At 66.9% G+C, this 16312-nt stretch carries 15 protein-coding genes and 1 pseudogene; 13 read left to right on the top strand and 3 right to left on the bottom strand.

Going from position 1 to position 16312, the window contains the following annotated elements; genetic code table 11:
• Window positions 1-55: 55 nt before the first annotated feature.
• From ACIPV5_RS12725 to ACIPV5_RS12680, 10 genes and pseudogenes are all read left to right on the top strand, one after another.
• Window positions 56-652, top strand: coding sequence for an ATP-dependent Clp protease proteolytic subunit (locus tag ACIPV5_RS12725; RefSeq protein ID WP_053096644.1), 597 nt, complete (start codon window positions 56-58; stop codon window positions 650-652).
• A 20-nt stretch (window positions 653-672) separates the two neighbouring features.
• Window positions 673-1314 carry an ATP-dependent Clp protease proteolytic subunit gene (locus ACIPV5_RS12720; protein WP_042540774.1) on the top strand — a complete coding sequence of 214 codons (642 nt, stop codon included), beginning with the start codon at window positions 673-675 and terminating at the stop codon, window positions 1312-1314.
• Window positions 1315-1471: 157 nt separating this feature from the next.
• On the top strand, window positions 1472-2407 hold the full coding sequence (locus tag ACIPV5_RS12715; protein ID WP_056278928.1) for a sugar-binding transcriptional regulator: 936 nt from the start codon (window positions 1472-1474) through the stop codon (window positions 2405-2407).
• On the top strand, window positions 2404-3405 hold the full coding sequence (gene deoC / locus ACIPV5_RS12710; RefSeq protein ID WP_400341146.1) for a deoxyribose-phosphate aldolase: 1002 nt from the start codon (window positions 2404-2406) through the stop codon (window positions 3403-3405). The genes ACIPV5_RS12715 and deoC overlap by 4 nt, the downstream gene beginning before the upstream one ends.
• Window positions 3406-3415: 10 nt before the next feature.
• A complete protein-coding gene (locus ACIPV5_RS12705; protein ID WP_053096638.1) occupies window positions 3416-4858 on the top strand; it encodes an aldehyde dehydrogenase family protein in 1443 nt (480 codons plus the stop codon).
• Complete coding sequence (locus ACIPV5_RS12700) at window positions 4855-5706, top strand: aldehyde dehydrogenase family protein (RefSeq protein WP_400341145.1); 852 nt, start codon at window positions 4855-4857, stop codon at window positions 5704-5706. The genes ACIPV5_RS12705 and ACIPV5_RS12700 overlap by 4 nt, the downstream gene beginning before the upstream one ends.
• 20 nt (window positions 5707-5726) lie before the next feature.
• Window positions 5727-5951 (top strand): annotated as a pseudogene (locus tag ACIPV5_RS12695) (DUF4304 domain-containing protein); the annotation flags it as partial.
• 67 nt (window positions 5952-6018) lie between these two features.
• Window positions 6019-6192, top strand: a complete 174-nt coding sequence (locus ACIPV5_RS12690) for a hypothetical protein (RefSeq protein ID WP_400341280.1) — start codon at window positions 6019-6021, stop codon at window positions 6190-6192.
• Between the two features lie 561 nt (window positions 6193-6753).
• Window positions 6754-8022 carry an ATP-dependent Clp protease ATP-binding subunit ClpX gene (clpX, locus tag ACIPV5_RS12685; RefSeq protein WP_053096617.1) on the top strand — a complete coding sequence of 423 codons (1269 nt, stop codon included), beginning with the start codon at window positions 6754-6756 and terminating at the stop codon, window positions 8020-8022.
• Window positions 8019-8555: an NUDIX hydrolase gene (locus tag ACIPV5_RS12680; RefSeq protein WP_400341144.1), complete on the top strand. Its 537-nt coding sequence runs from the start codon at window positions 8019-8021 to the stop codon at window positions 8553-8555. Before clpX ends, ACIPV5_RS12680 begins: the two co-directional genes overlap by 4 nt.
• Window positions 8556-8577: 22 nt before the next feature.
• On the opposite strand, the gene ACIPV5_RS12675 is transcribed toward ACIPV5_RS12680, so the two are convergent.
• Window positions 8578-10629 carry a M3 family metallopeptidase gene (locus tag ACIPV5_RS12675; protein ID WP_400341143.1) on the bottom strand — a complete coding sequence of 684 codons (2052 nt, stop codon included), beginning with the start codon at window positions 10627-10629 and terminating at the stop codon, window positions 8578-8580.
• Window positions 10630-10784: 155 nt separating this feature from the next.
• On the opposite strand from ACIPV5_RS12675, the gene ACIPV5_RS12670 reads away from it, so the two are divergent.
• Both ACIPV5_RS12670 and ACIPV5_RS12665 read left to right on the top strand, forming a co-directional pair.
• Window positions 10785-11408: a transcriptional regulator gene (locus ACIPV5_RS12670; RefSeq protein ID WP_053096611.1), complete on the top strand. Its 624-nt coding sequence runs from the start codon at window positions 10785-10787 to the stop codon at window positions 11406-11408.
• Entirely contained in the window at window positions 11405-11623 is a 219-nt protein-coding gene (locus ACIPV5_RS12665; RefSeq protein ID WP_056278923.1) for a hypothetical protein, read from the top strand. The genes ACIPV5_RS12670 and ACIPV5_RS12665 overlap by 4 nt, the downstream gene beginning before the upstream one ends.
• 66 nt (window positions 11624-11689) lie before the next feature.
• On the opposite strand, the gene ACIPV5_RS12660 is transcribed toward ACIPV5_RS12665, so the two are convergent.
• Complete coding sequence (locus tag ACIPV5_RS12660; RefSeq protein WP_056279118.1) at window positions 11690-11905, bottom strand: hypothetical protein; 216 nt, start codon at window positions 11903-11905, stop codon at window positions 11690-11692.
• Entirely contained in the window at window positions 11905-14499 is a 2595-nt protein-coding gene (valS, locus tag ACIPV5_RS12655; protein ID WP_400341142.1) for a valine--tRNA ligase, read from the bottom strand. The genes ACIPV5_RS12660 and valS overlap by 1 nt, the downstream gene beginning before the upstream one ends.
• Before the next feature lie 201 nt (window positions 14500-14700).
• Between valS and ACIPV5_RS12650 the strand changes: the two genes are divergently transcribed.
• A complete protein-coding gene (locus ACIPV5_RS12650) occupies window positions 14701-16311 on the top strand; it encodes an ABC transporter substrate-binding protein (RefSeq protein WP_400341141.1) in 1611 nt (536 codons plus the stop codon).
• Window position 16312: the final 1 nt, after the last annotated feature.

Raw genomic sequence — 16312 nt, 5'->3', positions numbered from 1 at the left:
CGCTGCGTTGTCGCCGGTAGATTCGAATCACTGAAACACGGAATCAGGAGCTGACATGGCTGCAGAACCCCTCCTCGCTACGAGCGTCTTCGACCGACTGTTGAAAGACCGCATCATCTGGCTGGGATCGGAGGTGCGCGACGACAATGCGAACGAGATCTGCGCGAAGATCCTCCTTCTCGCCGCAGAGGACTCCGAGAAGGACATCTACCTCTACATCAACTCGCCCGGTGGATCGATCACCGCGGGCATGGCGATCTACGACACGATGCAGTTCGTCCCGAACGACATTGTCACCGTGGGCATCGGCATGGCCGCATCGATGGGTCAGCTGCTGCTGACCGCGGGCACGAAGGGCAAGCGCTACATCACGCCCAACGCCCGCGTGCTGCTGCACCAGCCGCACGGTGGCTTCGGCGGAACGTCGAGCGACATCCAGACGCAGGCGCAGCTGATCACCTCGATGAAGAACCGCCTCGCCGAGATCACCGCGGCGCAGACCGGCAAGTCGGTCGAGCAGATCAACGAAGACGGTGACCGCGACCGCTGGTTCACCGCCGACGAGGCGCTCGAGTACGGCTTCGTCGATCACATCCGCGACTCGGCCACCGACGTCATCGGTGGCGGCGGAACCGACCAGGACATCAAGTAACGGAAAGCGAAAGGACTCTCATGTACGCACCCACCTTCCGCTCTGCCGGCGATCTGCCCTCCAGCCGCTACGTGCTTCCTCAGTTCGAGGAGCGCACGGCATACGGCTTCAAGCGCCAGGACCCCTACAACAAGCTGTTCGAAGATCGAGTGATCTTCCTCGGCGTCCAGGTCGACGATGCGTCGGCCGACGACGTGATGGCGCAGCTGCTCGTTCTCGAGAGCCAGGACTCCGAGCGTGACATCACCATGTACATCAACTCGCCCGGTGGTTCGTTCACCGCGATGACGGCGATCTACGACACGATGCAGTACGTCGCGCCGCAGATCCAGACCGTGGTGCTCGGCCAGGCGGCTTCGGCCGCATCGGTGCTGCTCGCAGGCGGTCACCCCGGCAAGCGCCTGGCTCTGCCCAACGCCCGTGTGCTCATGCACCAGCCGGCGATGGGCGAGGCGGGGCACGGCCAGGCATCCGACATCGAGATCCAGGCGGCCGAGATCCTGCGCATGCGCACCTGGCTCGAGGAGACCATGGCTCGTCACACGGGCAAGTCCGTCGAGCAGGTCAACCGCGACATCGACCGCGACAAGATCCTGTCCGCCGCTGAGGCGCTGGACTACGGCATCGTCGACCAGGTGCTCACCTCGCGCAAGCGCATGTGATCGCATCTCCATGGTGAGAGGACGTCGGCCCTTCGGGGTCGGCGTCCTTTCGTCGTGTCCGGCGAATGTGCGACCACTGGAAGCGTGATTGCTCATATGAGCATCGGGGTGCGCGAACGGTGCCACGGACGTATGCTGGAGACGGAAGGAGGATGCCATGGAAGAAGAACTGATCATGGTCCGCGTCGCCGAGCTGTACTACGACGAGGACAAGACGCAGGACGAGATCGGCGCCCTCCTCAAGCTGTCCCGCTGGAAGGTGGGGCGCCTTCTCACACAGGCCAGAGAGCGTGGCATCGTCCGCATCGAGATCGTGCACCCGCGTGCGCGCCGACTCGGACTCGAGCGCCAGCTCGTCGAACGCCATGGCCTCACGGCTGCCGTCGTCGTTCCCTCCCCGGACGGCGATGACGGGACCCTCGAGCGGGTCGCCCAGGCCGCGGCCGACTACCTCACTGCGATGCGGCCGGTGCCCCGCACGCTCGGCGTCAGCTGGGGGCGTACGTTGCGCGCCGTCGCAGAGTCGCTGCCCGAAGGATGGGCGACCGGCGTCACCGTCGTGCAGCTCAACGGGGGAGTGAGCCTCAACCGCCGTTCGGGCGGAGCCGCGGGCCTCGCCGTCACCATCGCCCAGCGTGCATCCGGACACGTGTCCCTCCTGCCGAGCCCGGCGATCCTCGAACGCGTCGAGACCAAGCAGGCGATCGAAGCCGACCGCACCGTCGCGGCCGTCCTCGTCGAAGCGGCCGAAGCGCAGGCGTTCCTGTTCACCGCGGGGCCCTGCGATGCGACCTCCGCGCATGTCGAGAACGGCTACCTCTCGGCATCCGATGTCGAAGAGCTCGCGCGCCGTGGTGCCGTAGGCGACGTCCTCGGGCGGTACATCGACGCCGACGGCAACATCGTCGACCCGCAGCTCGACGCCCGGACGGTCGGAGTCGACCTCGGGCGCCTGCGCGCCGCGAAGCGCTCGATCTTCGTCACCGCCGGTGACGCCAAGCATGACATCGCGCGCACAGTCGTGACCAGCGGCCTGTGCAGCGTTCTGGTGACAGATGAGACCACAGCACGAGCATTGTTGGAGGAACGATGACGACCCAAGAACTCAGCCGCAGATCGGCGGTGGACGTTCTCGGCGGTGAGCCGGATGACGCCACGCTCCGCCGGTTCCTGCACGGACTCCCGGGGGTCGACGCCGTCGGCCTGGAGCAGCGCGCGGCCGCACTCGGCACGCGTTCGATCAAGACCACGTCGAAGGCCTGGGCACTCGACACGATCATCAAGCTGATCGACCTCACCACCCTCGAAGGCTCCGACACGCCGGGCAAGGTGCGCTCGTTGGTCGCCAAGGCGAAGAATCCGGATGCCGCCGACCCGACGACCCCCCGGGTCGCCGCCGTCTGCGTGTACGGCGACATGGTCGGCGACGCCGTCGAGGCGCTGGGAGCTCTGCACGGCGATCCGGACGACGGACTCATCTCGGTCGCCGCGGTCGCCACCGCGTTCCCCAGCGGACGTTCTTCGCTGGCCATCAAGCTGGCCGACACCGCCGAAGCGGTCGCGGCCGGCGCCGACGAGATCGACATGGTCATCGACCGAGGAGCGTTCCTCTCGGGCCGATACGGACTCGTATACGACCAGATCGTCCAGGTGAAAGAGGCATGCCGTCGTGCCGACGGTTCATACGCCTCGCTCAAGGTGATCCTCGAGACCGGCGAGCTCAACACCTACGACAACATCAAGCGCGCATCGTGGCTCGGCATCCTCGCCGGGGGCGACTTCATCAAGACCTCCACCGGGAAGGTGCAGCCGGCGGCGACGCTGCCGACGACGCTGCTCATGCTCGAGACAGTGCGCGACTGGCACCGGGGTACGGGAGAGCGCATCGGCGTCAAGCCCGCCGGCGGGATCCGCGCGTCGAAGGATGCGGTGAAGTACCTCGTGACGGTCGCCGAGACCGTGGGGGAGGAATGGCTCCAGCCGCACCTGTTCCGCTTCGGCGCCTCGAGCCTGCTGAACGACGTGCTGCTGCAGCGCCAGAAGCTCACCACCGGCCACTACTCCGGCCCCGACTACGTCACGATCGACTAGGAGCCCGCATATGTCATTCCTGGAATACGCTCCGGCACCGGAGTCGAAGGCAGTACTCAACCTCAAGGACAGCTACGGACTGTTCATCGACGGCGAGTTCGTCGACGGATCGGGCTCGAGCTTCGCGACGATCTCGCCGGCTGACGAGAGCCACATCGCCGAGATCGCCTCGGCGAGCGACGCGGACGTCGACCGGGCGGTCGCCGCCGCGCGTCGCGCCTACGAGAAGACCTGGTCGAAGATGAGCGGCCGCGATCGCGGCAAGTACCTCTTCCGCATCGCACGTCTCGTGCAGGAGCGGGCTCGCGAGCTCGCGGTCGCCGAGAGCCTCGACAACGGGAAGCCGATCAAGGAGAGCCGCGATGTCGACGTGCCTCTCGTCGCCTCCTGGTTCTTCTACTACGCGGGGTGGGCTGACAAGCTGGACTACGCCGGACTCGGCGCCAACCCGCGTGCGCTCGGCGTGGCCGGGCAGATCATCCCCTGGAACTTCCCGCTGCTGATGCTCGCGTGGAAGCTCGCTCCTGCTCTGGCGGCAGGCAACACCGTGGTGCTCAAGCCTGCGGAGACCACGCCGCTGACGGCGCTGATCTTCGCAGAGATCCTGCAGCAGGCGGATCTGCCGGCCGGTGTCGTCAACATCATCACGGGTGCCGGTTCCACGGGGGCCACGCTCGTGCGTCACCCCGACGTCGACAAGGTCGCCTTCACGGGTTCGACCGGTGTCGGCCGCGACATCGCACGGGCCGTCGCGGGGACCGACAAGAAGGTCACGCTCGAGCTCGGCGGCAAGGCCGCCAACATCGTGTTCGATGACGCGCCGATCGACCAGGCCGTCGAGGGCATCGTGAACGGCATCTTCTTCAATCAGGGGCATGTGTGCTGCGCCGGAAGCCGACTGCTCGTGCAGGAGTCGATCCATGACGAGGTCATCGATCGCCTGAAGAGCCGCCTGTCGACGCTGCGCCTCGGCGACCCGCTCGACAAGAACACCGACATCGGCGCGATCAACTCGGCGGCACAGCTCGCCCGCATCCGTGAGCTGAGCGACATCGGCGAGGCCGAGGGCGCAGAGCGCTGGACCGCGGACTGCGCGATCCCCGACAAGGGGTTCTGGTTCGCTCCGACGATCTTCACCGGTGTCGAGGCGTCGCATCGCATCGCCCGCGACGAGGTCTTCGGGCCCGTCCTGTCGGTGCTGACGTTCCGCACGCCGGCCGAGGCGATCGCCAAGGCGAACAACACGCCGTACGGCCTCTCCGCCGGCATCTGGTCGGACAAGGGCTCGCGCATCCTCGCGGTCGCCGACCGTCTGCGTGCCGGTGTCATCTGGGCGAACACGTTCAACCGATTCGACCCGTCGAGTCCGTTCGGCGGCTACAAGGAGTCCGGATACGGCCGTGAAGGCGGACGTCAGGGTCTCACCGCATACCTGAAGGGGGCCTCCGCATGAGCAAGCGATTGACCGTTCCGAAGACTTACAAGCTGGCGATCGGCGGCGCCTTCCCGCGCAGCGAGTCCGGCCGCACCTACGAGGTGCTGTCGGCGAAGGGGACATTCCTCGCGAACGCCGCCCAGGGCTCGCGCAAGGACGCACGGGATGCCGTCGTGGCCGCACGTGCCGCCGTGAAGGGGTGGTCCGGCGCCACCGCATACAACCGCGGGCAGGTGCTGTACCGGGTCGCCGAGGTCCTCGAGGGTCGCCGCGCGCAGTTCATCGACGAGATCGCCGCGCAGGAGGGCGTCTCCACGTCCGCCGCCGCCGCGCAGGTCGACGAGGCGATCGACCTCTGGGTCTGGTACGCCGGCTGGTGCGACAAGTACGCGCAGGTCGCGGGCAACGCGAACCCGGTCTCGGGTCCGTACTTCAACATCTCGGTGCCGGAGCCGACCGGCGTGGTCGCGATCGTCGCACCGCAGGACTCCGCGCTGCTCGGTCTTGTCTCGGTCGTGGCTCCTGCGCTCGTCGCAGGCAACACGGTCGTCGTGATCGCGAGCGAGCGGTTCCCGCTGTCGGCCATCAGCCTCGCTGAGGTGCTCGCCACGAGCGATGTGCCCGGGGGCGTCGTCAACGTGCTCACCGGGTCTCCCGCCGAGATGGCGCCCTGGCTCGCCTCGCACCAGGACGTCAATGCGCTCGATCTGGCCGGTGCCGGCGATCTCGAGTGGATCGACATGCAGATCGCCGCCGCCGAGACGCTCAAGCGCGTGCTGACTCCCGGCGCGGTCACCGCGTCTCCGGAGCGCATCGGCGCCTTCACCGAGGTCAAGACCGTCTGGCACACCAAGAGCCTCGTCTGATTTGAGTCGTGACCTCAGCGATGGTTACTGCGCAAGAGCAGCTGCGTTCGATGCTGCGAGAAGATGTCGCGCCGATTCTGCGGGCGGCGGGATTTCGAGGTACGGAGCGGACGTTCGTGTTCCCCGATGCCGACTGGTTCGCTCAGGTCGGTATTCAGACATCGACTGCGAGTACGAGCAGTCGGTCGAGGTTGACGATCAACGCGCAGGTGATCCCGAAAGCCTTCTGGAACCAGGTGCGCGCGGAGCGACACTATCCGGCGAAGCCGTCGCCGAACGTCGGATACGGGCGCATAGGAGAGTTCTGGGGAGGTGCGAGCAGGGCAACTCATCGACGGCCAGGACCGTTGGTGGTCGCTCGATGCGAGCGGGAGGGGGTGCCGAGAGCTCGCGGTCGAGATCGCTGACCTGATCGTCGACGTCGTGCTTCCGGCGATGCAGCTCTGCATGGCCACGGGTGACCTGACCGAGCCTGGAAACACGTAGACCGTCTGGCACACCAAGAGCCTGGTCTAGCGTCGGCGGAATCCGCCCCCCGCGCGCACGAGAGCCCCGCAGCATCAGCTACGGGGCTCTCAGCATTCGGCATCGTTCGAGTGGACCGGCACTGCCGATCAGAGACCCGGCAACTCCTGATCGTGCGATGACGGCATGGTGCGGGAACCCCTGCGAGCTGGCCGCCAAGCCGCTGGCGACGTCGCGTTCTCTCTCGAGACCGATGATTTCGAGCAGCAGCACGCGCGCATGCTGGCCCACGGCATTCGGTTCCGGGAGGACCCGCGTCGCCACGGACAGTGGCCAGGTCCTTGCCGTCGAGACGCACTACATCGCACAGGGTCGCACTGATATCCCTTCGCCTTCGGTGACGGGCTATTTCGCCTGGCGCAGATAACGTGCCCTCCGATGCTCTGCGCGAAGTCTGGGCGGAGCAGACGCGGACGGGCGATACGGACTCGAGATGTACGACGCCGCGCCAATGCGTCCCGGTGTCGGATGCAGCGGTTAGGCTCAGTAGACGATCTCAGGATCCCCCCTAGGAGGACGCGCATGGCCCGTATCGGCGAAAGCGCTGACCTGTTCAAGTGCTCATTCTGCGGAAAGAGCCAGAAGCAGGTGCAGCAGCTCATCGCAGGACCCGGTGTGTACATCTGCGACGAGTGCGTCGAGCTGTGCAACGAGATCATCGAGGAGCGGATGGCCGAGTCCTCCGCCGACGGCACGGCGGACTTCGAACTCCCCAAGCCGCGCGAGATCTTCTCTTTCCTCGAGGAGTACGTCGTCGGACAGGAGCCAGCCAAGAAGGCACTGGCCGTCGCGGTGTACAACCACTACAAGCGGATCCGCGCGCACGGCACCCTCCAGACGGCCGAGCAGAAGGCCGAGAGCGTCGAGATCGCGAAGAGCAACATCCTGCTCATCGGGCCGACCGGATGCGGCAAGACCTACCTCGCCCAGACCCTCGCGAAGAAGCTCAACGTGCCGTTCGCTGTCGCGGACGCCACGGCGCTCACCGAGGCCGGCTACGTCGGCGAGGATGTCGAGAACATCCTGCTCAAGCTCATCCAGGCGGCGGACTACGACGTCAAGCGCGCAGAGCAGGGCATCATCTACATCGACGAGGTCGACAAGATCGCCCGCAAGGCGGAGAACCCCTCGATCACCCGCGATGTCTCAGGTGAGGGCGTCCAGCAGGCCCTGCTGAAGATCATCGAGGGAACGGTCGCATCGGTGCCCCCGCAGGGTGGGCGCAAGCACCCGCACCAGGAGTTCCTCCAGATCGACACGTCCAACGTGCTGTTCATCGTCGCGGGCGCGTTCGCGGGCCTCGAGGACATCGTGTCGGCACGCGTCGGCAAGCACGGAATCGGCTTCGGTGCTCCGCTGCACGACAAGGGCAAGGACCTCGACCTGTTCAGCGAGGTGCTTCCGGAGGACCTGCACAAGTTCGGTCTGATCCCCGAGTTCATCGGTCGTCTTCCGGTCGTGACATCGGTGTCTCCGCTCGACCAGGATGCGCTCATCGACATCCTCACGGGTCCGCGCAACGCACTCGTCAAGCAGTACCAGCGCATGTTCGAACTCGACGGCGTTCAGCTCGAATTCGAAGAGGGCGCGCTCCGTTCGATCGCCGACCTCGCCGTCGAGCGCAAGACCGGCGCTCGCGGACTGCGGGCCATCCTCGAAGACGTGCTCGGTCCGATCATGTTCGAGATCCCCTCGGCCGAAGACGTCGCGAAGGTCATCGTCACCCAGGCGGCCGTCGACGAGGGCGCTCCGCCGACGATCGTGATGGAGCGCAAGCGCAAGAGCGCGTGAGTTCCGCTCCCTCGCCCTGGCGGGTGGTCGACAGCGAGCTGGTGCATGCAGACCCCTGGATCCGCGTGCGCGCGGATGACTGCGTCGACGAGCGAGGACACTCGATCGCTCCGTACTACGTGCTCGAATACGGCGACTGGATCTCGGTGCTCGCCGTCGATCGGGATGGCCACGCGATCGTCGTCGACGAGTATCGCCATGGTGCAGGAATCGTCGCGGTCGGGACGATCGGTGGCGGTGTGGAGGCCGGCGAGTCACCGGAAGTGGCCGCGATCCGCGAGCTGCGCGAGGAGACCGGGTACGAGCCCGACGAGATGATCGACCTCGGTCCCACCTGGGCCAACTTCGGCAGCCACACCAACCGGGTGCATCACTTCCTCGCGCGGGGCTGCGTGCGAGTCACCGAGCAGTCGCTCGATGAGAGCGAGGCGATCGCCGTGCACGTCGTGTCTCTCGACGGCCTCGGCGATCACCTCGCGCAGAGCTACCACCAGCTCACCTGGTACAAGGCGATGGAGCTGCTCGACCGCTGAGGTCACGTGGCGTGCGACCTGATCACGCCTCGAGTCCGCGCCGCTTCAGGAGCGGTGCGATCTCTGCATCGCGCCCGCGGAAATCGCGGTAGGCGTCGAGCGGATCCTTGGACCCTCCGACGCCGAGGAGACGGAAGCGGAACCGGTCGCCGTTCTCACGGGTGAGTCCGCCGTTCTCGCGGAACCACTCGACGGTGTCCGCGTCGAGAACCTCACTCCAGATGTAGGAGTAGTAGCCGGCGCTGTATCCGCCCGAGAAGACGTGTGCGAAATAGGTCGACGAGTAGCGGGTCGGCACGGCAGGATCGTCGAGTCCGATGTCGGCGAGGGCGGCGGCCTCGAAGTCGGCCACGTCGAGGATCTCCGTCTGCGTGCTCACGCGATGCCATGCCTGGTCAAGCCAGGCGGCTGCGAGGTATTCGCTCGTGTCATGGCCCTGGTTGAACGTCTCCGTCGCGCGCAGTCGTTCGACGATCGCGGGGTCGAGCGGCTCTCCCGTCTCATGATGCCGGGCATAGTTGTCGAGGACCTCGGGCCACAGGATCCACATTTCGTTCACCTGACTCGGGAACTCCACGAAGTCGCGGAAGACGTTCGTTCCGGCGAAGTGCGGGTAGGTGACGACGGCGAAAAGGCCATGCAGAGCGTGGCCGAACTCGTGGAAGAGCGTCGTGACCTCGTCGAGGGTGAGCAGCGTGGGCTCTCCCTCTCCGGGGAGCGCCACGTTGAGGTTGTTGACCACCACGGGCAGCGTCCCGCGCAGGCGCGACTGGCTCACGATCGGATTCATCCAGGCGCCACCGCGCTTCGAGTCGCGGGTATAGAGATCGAGCACGTACAGTCCGACCGCGCTCCCGTCCGCGTCCCTCACCTCGAACACACGCGCACCCGGGTGGTAGGCCCGGAGGTCCCGGCGCTCTGCGAACGTCACCCCGTAGAGCTTCGTCGCAGCGAAGAACACGCCGTCCTTCAGGACCCGCTCGGCCTCGAACCACGGACGGAGCGCGCTCGTGTCGATCGCGTATCGGGCGGTCCGTACCTTCTCCGTGTAGAAAGCCCAGTCGTGCGCCTCGACCGCGAAGGGCGTCGCCTCGGTCTCGTCGACGATCGCCTGCAGGGCTTCCTTCTCGGCTCGTGCGTTGCGTGCAGATGGCGCCGCGAGATCGCGCAGCATCCGCTCGACCGCGTCCGGCGTGCCGGCCGTCTCGTCTGCCGTCACGTACGCGGCGTGCGAGGCATAGCCGAGCAGTGCCGCGCGCTCGGCGCGGAGGCGCACGATCTCGGCGAGCACGGGACGATTGTCGTTCCCGTTGTTACGCGACGCGCGCGACTGCGAGGCCGCCAGGATGCGGCGACGCGACTCGCGATCGCGGAGCTGCGCCAGGTACGGATGCCCGGTGAACAGCGGGAGGGAGATGACGAAGCGTCCGTCGAGGCCGCGATCCGCCGCCGAGCGAGCCGCTGCGGAGAGCTCACCGCTGCTGAGGCCCGCGAGCTCCTCGGGCGAGTCGAACACCACCGCGAGGTCGTTCGTGTCGTTGAGGAGGTTGCGCTCGAAGGTGTTGTTCAGCGTCGACAGCTGCTGGTTCAGGGCGGTGAGTCTGCTCTTCGCCTCGTCGCCGAGGGCCGCGCCCGCGTGGGTCATCTCGCGGTGGTGCCGTTCGACGAGGTACCGCTGCTCATCATCGAGCTCGAGATCGTCGAGGTGCGAGTGCACCTGCTGGACGCGCCAGTACAGCGCAGCGTCGAGAGTGATGGCATCCTGATGGGCCGCCATGAGAGGAGCGAGCTGTTCGTCGATCTCCTGGATCTCCGGCGTCGCATCGGCCGAGGTCACGGTGTAGAACGCGTGCGCGACGCGGTCGAGCAGCTCTCCTGAGCGCTCCAGCGCCTCGATCGTGTTCTCGAAGGTGGGCATCGAGCGCACCATCGTGATCCGGGCGATCTCTCGGAGGTGCTCGTCGAACGCGGCGTGGAATGCCGGCAGGTAGTGCTCGGGCCTGATGGCAGCGAAGTCGGGAAGACCGTAGGGGAGCGTGGACGGCTGAAGCAGGGGATTCGCGACGTCGGTCATCCTCTGAGCCTAGCCATCACCCGCTACAGGGACTCGCTTCCCGGCGGCGGCGTCCGTGACGGCACGGGCTCTGGCCGTATGACGCAGACGCCTGCAAAGGTTAATTTGCAAAGATTAGCTTGCAAAGAAGTCTTTGCAACAGTATCGTCGACGGTATGGAAGACGAACTGCAGTTGCGACGCCTCGACGCGGGGGCGCTCAAAGCCCTCGCTCACCCGCTGCGTGTGAGGATCTTCGACCTGCTCAGCACTCACGGGCCGCAGACGGCGAGTTCGCTCGCCTCGATGCTGGGTGAGACATCCGGGTCGACCAGCTATCACCTGCGAACGCTCTCGGCGCACGACCTCATCCACGAGGTCGAGGGCCGCGGCACGGCCCGAGAGCGCTGGTGGGAGCTTCCCGAAGGACGCATCGACATCCCCGGTCCCAGTCAGAGCATGTCACCGGCGAATCGAGCCGCGGCGCAGATCGTCTCGTCCGAGTTCTTCCGACTTCGCCACGAGACCCTGATGTCCTACGTGAATCGGCCGGACACGGACGTGCCCGAGGGCTGGAAGGACACCGGGTTGATCGCCACGACTCTGCTCGAGATGACCCCCTCGCAGATGGCGGGTCTCAAGGATGAGCTCATGGCGGTGGTCGACAGCGCGGTCGAGCGATTCCGCGGCCAGACCGGGCCGGATGTGCGCCGGGTGTCGCTGCGCACCGAGCTCTTCGACCTGCCGGCCTCCGGTGCTGTGCTCGCGGATGCCGCCGACTCGAAGACGGAGGAATCATGACCAGCGCGACCATCCGACTCGTCGCCCCGACGCGCACTGAGCGCAGGCTGCTCGGCCTCGCCGGGCTGCTCACGGCCTTCGTGGAACATCGCATCGAACGTCGGGCCGAGAGGCGGACGCTCGCGCTGGATCTCCTGCGCGAGCAGCAGACCAGACGCCAGGATCCCCACGCCGTCGACCACATGCTCGCGCAGCTCGGCCTGCCGCGTCGATGACATCGCCACACGCAGCGAAGCCCCCTGTCTGGAGTTCCGGACAGGGGGCTTTCTGATCAGAGTTCGTCAGTCCTCGAACGGGCGGGCGATCACGTCGCCGGCCCCGGTCTGCACGACCTCCCAGCCCGCATCGAGCTCGGCGATCGCACGGCCCTCGAGCCATGTGAGCGTCCAGTGTCCGGTGAGGCCGCGGGATTCGACCTCGGCGATCGCCGGCCGGAGCGCGGCGGGAACGGATGCCGGCGGCTCCGAGCCGGTGGCCCACCGCGTACCCAGCTGCATCATGCCCCCTCGACCGGAGCGAGCTCGATCGCGGTGACCGCGAACTCGTCGGCCTCGGTGAACTCGAGGTCGGCGATGCGGCCGACGGCCTTGAGATCTTCGGCTGCGGCGCGGAGTGCGTCGAGCTTGGCGGCGGGCGCCGCTATCGCGGCACGAGATACCGGAGTCTTCTGCGATGCCTTCGCCTCGGTCTTGGCGCGGCGGATGCCGATCAGTGCCTCACTCGCGGCCGACAGCACCGCCGTGTCACCGTCGATGCCGAGAGGTTCCGGCCACGCGGCGGTGTGGACCGAGCCTTCTTCGAACCACGACCACACCTCTTCGGTCGCGAACGAGAGGATCGGCGCGAGAAGGCGCAGCAGCGTGGACAGCGCCAGGCGCAGTGCGAGTGCCGCGGAGGCCTGGCCCACGTCGTTCTGGTTGTAGGCGCGCTCCTTGACGAGCTCGAGGTAGTCGTCGCAGAACGTCCAGAAGAACGCCTCGGTGACCTCCAGCGCCTTGGCCTGGTCGTAGTTCTCGAACGCCTTGGTCGCCTCGGCGATCACGGCGTCGAGGCCTGTCAGCATCGAGGCGTCGAGGGCGTGCGTCACCTTGGCGCCTTCGGGCACCGGGAACGACAGCACGAACTTCGCCGCGTTGAGCACCTTGATCGACAGTCGGCGGCCGATCTTGACCTGCGTCGGGTTCTGCGGGTCGAAGGCGGCATCCATTCCCAGGCGGCTGGAGGCGGCCCAGTAGCGCACGGCATCCGATCCGTGGGTCTCGAGGATGTCCGCCGGCGTGACGACGTTGCCCTTCGACTTCGACATCTTCTTGCGGTCGGGGTCGACGATGAAGCCCGAGATCGCGGCGTTGCGCCACGGCGAGCGCCCGTCTTCGAGGGTCGAGCGCAACATGGTCGAGAAGAGCCAGGTGCGGATGATGTCCTGTCCCTGCGGGCGCAGGTCGAACGGTGCCGTGAGCTGCCACAGCTCCTCGTCGCGCTGCCATCCACCGGCGAGCTGCGGAGTGAGCGACGAGGTGGCCCAGGTGTCGAGGATGTCGGCCTCGGCCTCGAAACCACCGGCCACGCCGCGCTGATCCTCGGTGTATCCCTCCGGCACGTCGGTCGTCGGGTCGATGGGGAGACTGGCGTGATCGGGAGCGATCACGCGGTCGTAGTCGCGCTCGCCGTTCTCGTCGAGGCCGTACCAGAGCGGGATCGGCACGCCGAAGAAGCGCTGACGCGACACGAGCCAGTCTCCGGTCAGACCTCCGACCCAGTTCTCGTAGCGAACCCGCATGAAGTCCGGGTGCCACGCCAGCTGCGTGCCGCGCTCGAGCAGCTCGTCGCGCAGGTTCGCGTCGCGTGCGCCGTTGCGGATGTACCACTGGCGGGTCGAGACGATCTCGAGAGGGCGGTCACCCTTCTCGAAGAACTTCACGGCGTGGTTGAACGGCTTGCCGACGGCCGTCATGTCTCCGGTCTCCTGCAGCTTCTCGACGATGGCCTTGCGCGCGGAGAACACCGTCTTGCCCGCGAGCTCGGCGGTGTACCAGTCGATCGCGTCGGCGTCGGCGACGATCGACGGCGCCGTCGGGAGGAAACGTCCGTCGAGGCCGATCGTGGTCATGTTCGGGAGGTGGTCGCCCGCCGCCGTGCGCAGCTCGCGCCACCAGATGATGTCGGTCACATCGCCGAAGGTGCAGACCATCGCGGCGCCGGTGCCCTTGTCGGGCTGTGCGAGGTGGTGGCCGTGGATCTCGATCTCGGCGCCGAAGAAGGGCGTGCGCACCTTCGTGCCGATCAGGTGCTTGTGCGGGCCCTCGGGGTGGGTCACGATCGCGATGCACGCGGGAAGCAGCTCGGGGCGGGTGGTCTCGATCGTGATCGAGCCGGATCCGTCGGCGAACGGGAAGTCGATGGTGTGGTACGCGGCCTGCTGGTCGCGATCCTCGAGTTCGGCCTGGGCGATCGCCGAGCGGAAGTCGATGTCCCACAGCGTCGGAGCGAGCGACTGATAGGCCTCGCCGCGCTCGAGGTTGCGCAGGAATGCGAGCTGGCTCTGACGGATCGTGTCGTCGGAGATGGTGCGGTAGGTCTGCGTCCAGTCGACCGAGAGGCCGAGCTGGCGGAACAGCGCCTCGAACTGCTTCTCGTCCTCGATCGTCAGACGTTCGCAGAGCTCGATGAAGTTGCGGCGGCTGATGGGCACCTGGTCGGCAGCGCGGCTGGACTTGTTGTCGCCGCCTTCGAACGGCGGGGTGAAGTCGCTCTGGTAGGGGAGCGTCGGGTCGCACCGCACGCCGTAGTAGTTCTGCACGCGGCGCTCGGTGGGCAGTCCATTGTCGTCCCACCCCATCGGGTAGAACACGTTCTTGCCGCGCATGCGCTCGAAGCGCGCCTTGACATCGGTGTGCGTGTACGAGAAGACGTGCCCGATGTGCAGGCTTCCGGATGCGGTCGGCGGGGGAGTGTCGATCGAGTAGACGCCCTCGCGGCCGGACTCCGCGGCGCGGATGCGGTCGAACAGGTACGTGCCCCGCTCGGACCAGGTCTCACCCCACTTCGCTTCGAGACCTTCGAGTGCGGGCTTGTCGGGAATAGCGGACATGAAGGTTCTCCTCGAGCGATGTATGCGGCACTGTGTGAGCGTGCCTGAGTGTGGATTGTGTCCCACAGTCTAATCGCCCGCGGCGGTGCAGAGTTCCGGTCCTGCCGCGCAGCGCCGGGGGCGGAGAGGACGCTCTAGAATTGGATCCAGTCCAACAAACGACGCGTCCGCGTCCCTTCGCCTTCCCTCCCGAGGAACAGCATGCCCACCACCTTCCTGCGCCGCGCGATCCCGCTCGGTGCCACCGTCGCCGTGAGCGCCCTCCTGCTCAGCTCCTGCGCCGCGCCGTCCTCCGAGTCCGACGGCGGAGAGCTCGTCTGGTCGATCGAGGGCGCGAACCTCTCTGCCGGGCACATGGATCCGCAGGTGAGCCAGCTCGACGTCTCCGGCATGGTGCAGCGGGCAGTGCTCGACTCGCTGGTCTTCCAGGAGGACGACGGCTCCTTCAGTCCCTGGCTGGCGAAGGAGTGGACCGTCTCCGACGACAGCACGGAGTACACCTTCGTCCTCCGTGACGACGTGACGTTCACCGACGGCGAGGTCTTCGACGCCGAGGCGGTCAAGGCGAACTTCGACCGCATCGTCGACCCCGAGACGGAGTCGGCGCAGGCGGCGTCGATGCTCGGAGCAGACTTCTACGCGGGTACGGAGGTCGTCGACGAGCACACCGTCACGGTCAGCTTCACCCAGCCGTACGCGCCGTTCCTGCAGGCGGCCAGCACGCCGCAGCTCGGGTTCTACTCACCGGCCGTGCTGGCGGAGTCCGCCGACCAGCTGAAGGCCGGAGGGCCCGATGTCACGGTCGGCACTGGTCCGTTCGTGCTCACCGAGTACACGCCCGATCAGGAGCTGGTGTACACCCGGAACGATGACTACGCCTGGGGACCGCACGGCGAGGATGCGGCGGAGGTCGAGACGCTGCGCGTCGAGATCCAGCCGGAGGCCTCCGTGCGCACCGGCGTCGTGCAGAGCGGCGAGGCGGACCTCGCGAGCAACATCCCGCCGAACCTCGCGGGAGATCTCGGCGACGGCATCATCGTGGACTCGGTCGAGTACCCCGGCCTGCCGTACTCGCTGTACCTCAACGAGAAGTACGGTGTCTTCGCCGACGAGAAGGTGCGCCAGGCATTCGCTCGGGGCATCGACGTCGACGCCGCCGTCGAGGAGATCTTCTTCGGGCAGTTCCCACGAGCATGGAGCGTGCTCGGCTCGACGACTCCCGGGTACGACGCCTCCCTCGAGGACAGCTGGCCTTTCGATGCAGCAGCGGCGAACGCTCTCCTCGACGAGGCCGGCTGGACGGAGCGCGACAGCGACGGCATCCGCATGAAGGACGGCAAGCGTCTGTCGGCGCGGTGGATCGCATGGACCCCGGTGCCGGACGACCGGGCCGCCCTGGCGAACGCGATCCAGTCGGATCTCAAGGGGATCGGGTTCGAGGTCGTGCGCGAGGTGCTGGAGCCCGGCGCCTACAACGAGCAGTACGGTCCCAAGACCTTCGACCTGACGGACTGGGGATTCTCTGGCGTCGATCCCGACTTCCTCCGCGCGCACCTGCACACAGAGGGGTTCCAGAACGCCTCCCAGGTCACCGATCCGGAGATCGACGCTCTACTCGACCAGGCCGTCGCCTCCAGCGACCAGGACGAGCGCAACAGCATCTACACGCAGCTGCAGGAGTGGAACGCGGAGTACACGGCCATCGTCCCGCTCTACAGCCCCTCGGCGATCACCGCCGTCGGCGAGCGGGTCAGCGGTCTCGACTACGACCTGTACGGACGTCCGCTGTTCTACGACGTGAGCGTCGGCTGAC

The sequence above is a fragment of the Microbacterium sp. NPDC090014 genome, from assembly GCF_044748285.1.
Taxonomy (GTDB): domain Bacteria; phylum Actinomycetota; class Actinomycetes; order Actinomycetales; family Microbacteriaceae; genus Microbacterium.
This window is presented reverse-complemented; position numbering and strand designations above follow the sequence as displayed.

Coding starts and splice junctions, on each gene's coding strand:
- ACIPV5_RS12725 (WP_053096644.1), top strand. CDS start 56: ATGGCTGCAGAACCCCTCCTCGCTACGAGCGTCTTCGACCGACTGTTG.
- ACIPV5_RS12720 (WP_042540774.1), top strand. CDS start 673: ATGTACGCACCCACCTTCCGCTCTGCCGGCGATCTGCCCTCCAGCCGC.
- ACIPV5_RS12715 (WP_056278928.1), top strand. CDS start 1,472: ATGGAAGAAGAACTGATCATGGTCCGCGTCGCCGAGCTGTACTACGAC.
- deoC (WP_400341146.1), top strand. CDS start 2,404: ATGACGACCCAAGAACTCAGCCGCAGATCGGCGGTGGACGTTCTCGGC.
- ACIPV5_RS12705 (WP_053096638.1), top strand. CDS start 3,416: ATGTCATTCCTGGAATACGCTCCGGCACCGGAGTCGAAGGCAGTACTC.
- ACIPV5_RS12700 (WP_400341145.1), top strand. CDS start 4,855: ATGAGCAAGCGATTGACCGTTCCGAAGACTTACAAGCTGGCGATCGGC.
- clpX (WP_053096617.1), top strand. CDS start 6,754: ATGGCCCGTATCGGCGAAAGCGCTGACCTGTTCAAGTGCTCATTCTGC.
- ACIPV5_RS12675 (WP_400341143.1), bottom strand. CDS start 10,629: ATGACCGACGTCGCGAATCCCCTGCTTCAGCCGTCCACGCTCCCCTAC.
- ACIPV5_RS12670 (WP_053096611.1), top strand. CDS start 10,785: ATGGAAGACGAACTGCAGTTGCGACGCCTCGACGCGGGGGCGCTCAAA.
- ACIPV5_RS12665 (WP_056278923.1), top strand. CDS start 11,405: ATGACCAGCGCGACCATCCGACTCGTCGCCCCGACGCGCACTGAGCGC.
- ACIPV5_RS12660 (WP_056279118.1), bottom strand. CDS start 11,905: ATGCAGCTGGGTACGCGGTGGGCCACCGGCTCGGAGCCGCCGGCATCC.
- valS (WP_400341142.1), bottom strand. CDS start 14,499: ATGTCCGCTATTCCCGACAAGCCCGCACTCGAAGGTCTCGAAGCGAAG.
- ACIPV5_RS12650 (WP_400341141.1), top strand. CDS start 14,701: ATGCCCACCACCTTCCTGCGCCGCGCGATCCCGCTCGGTGCCACCGTC.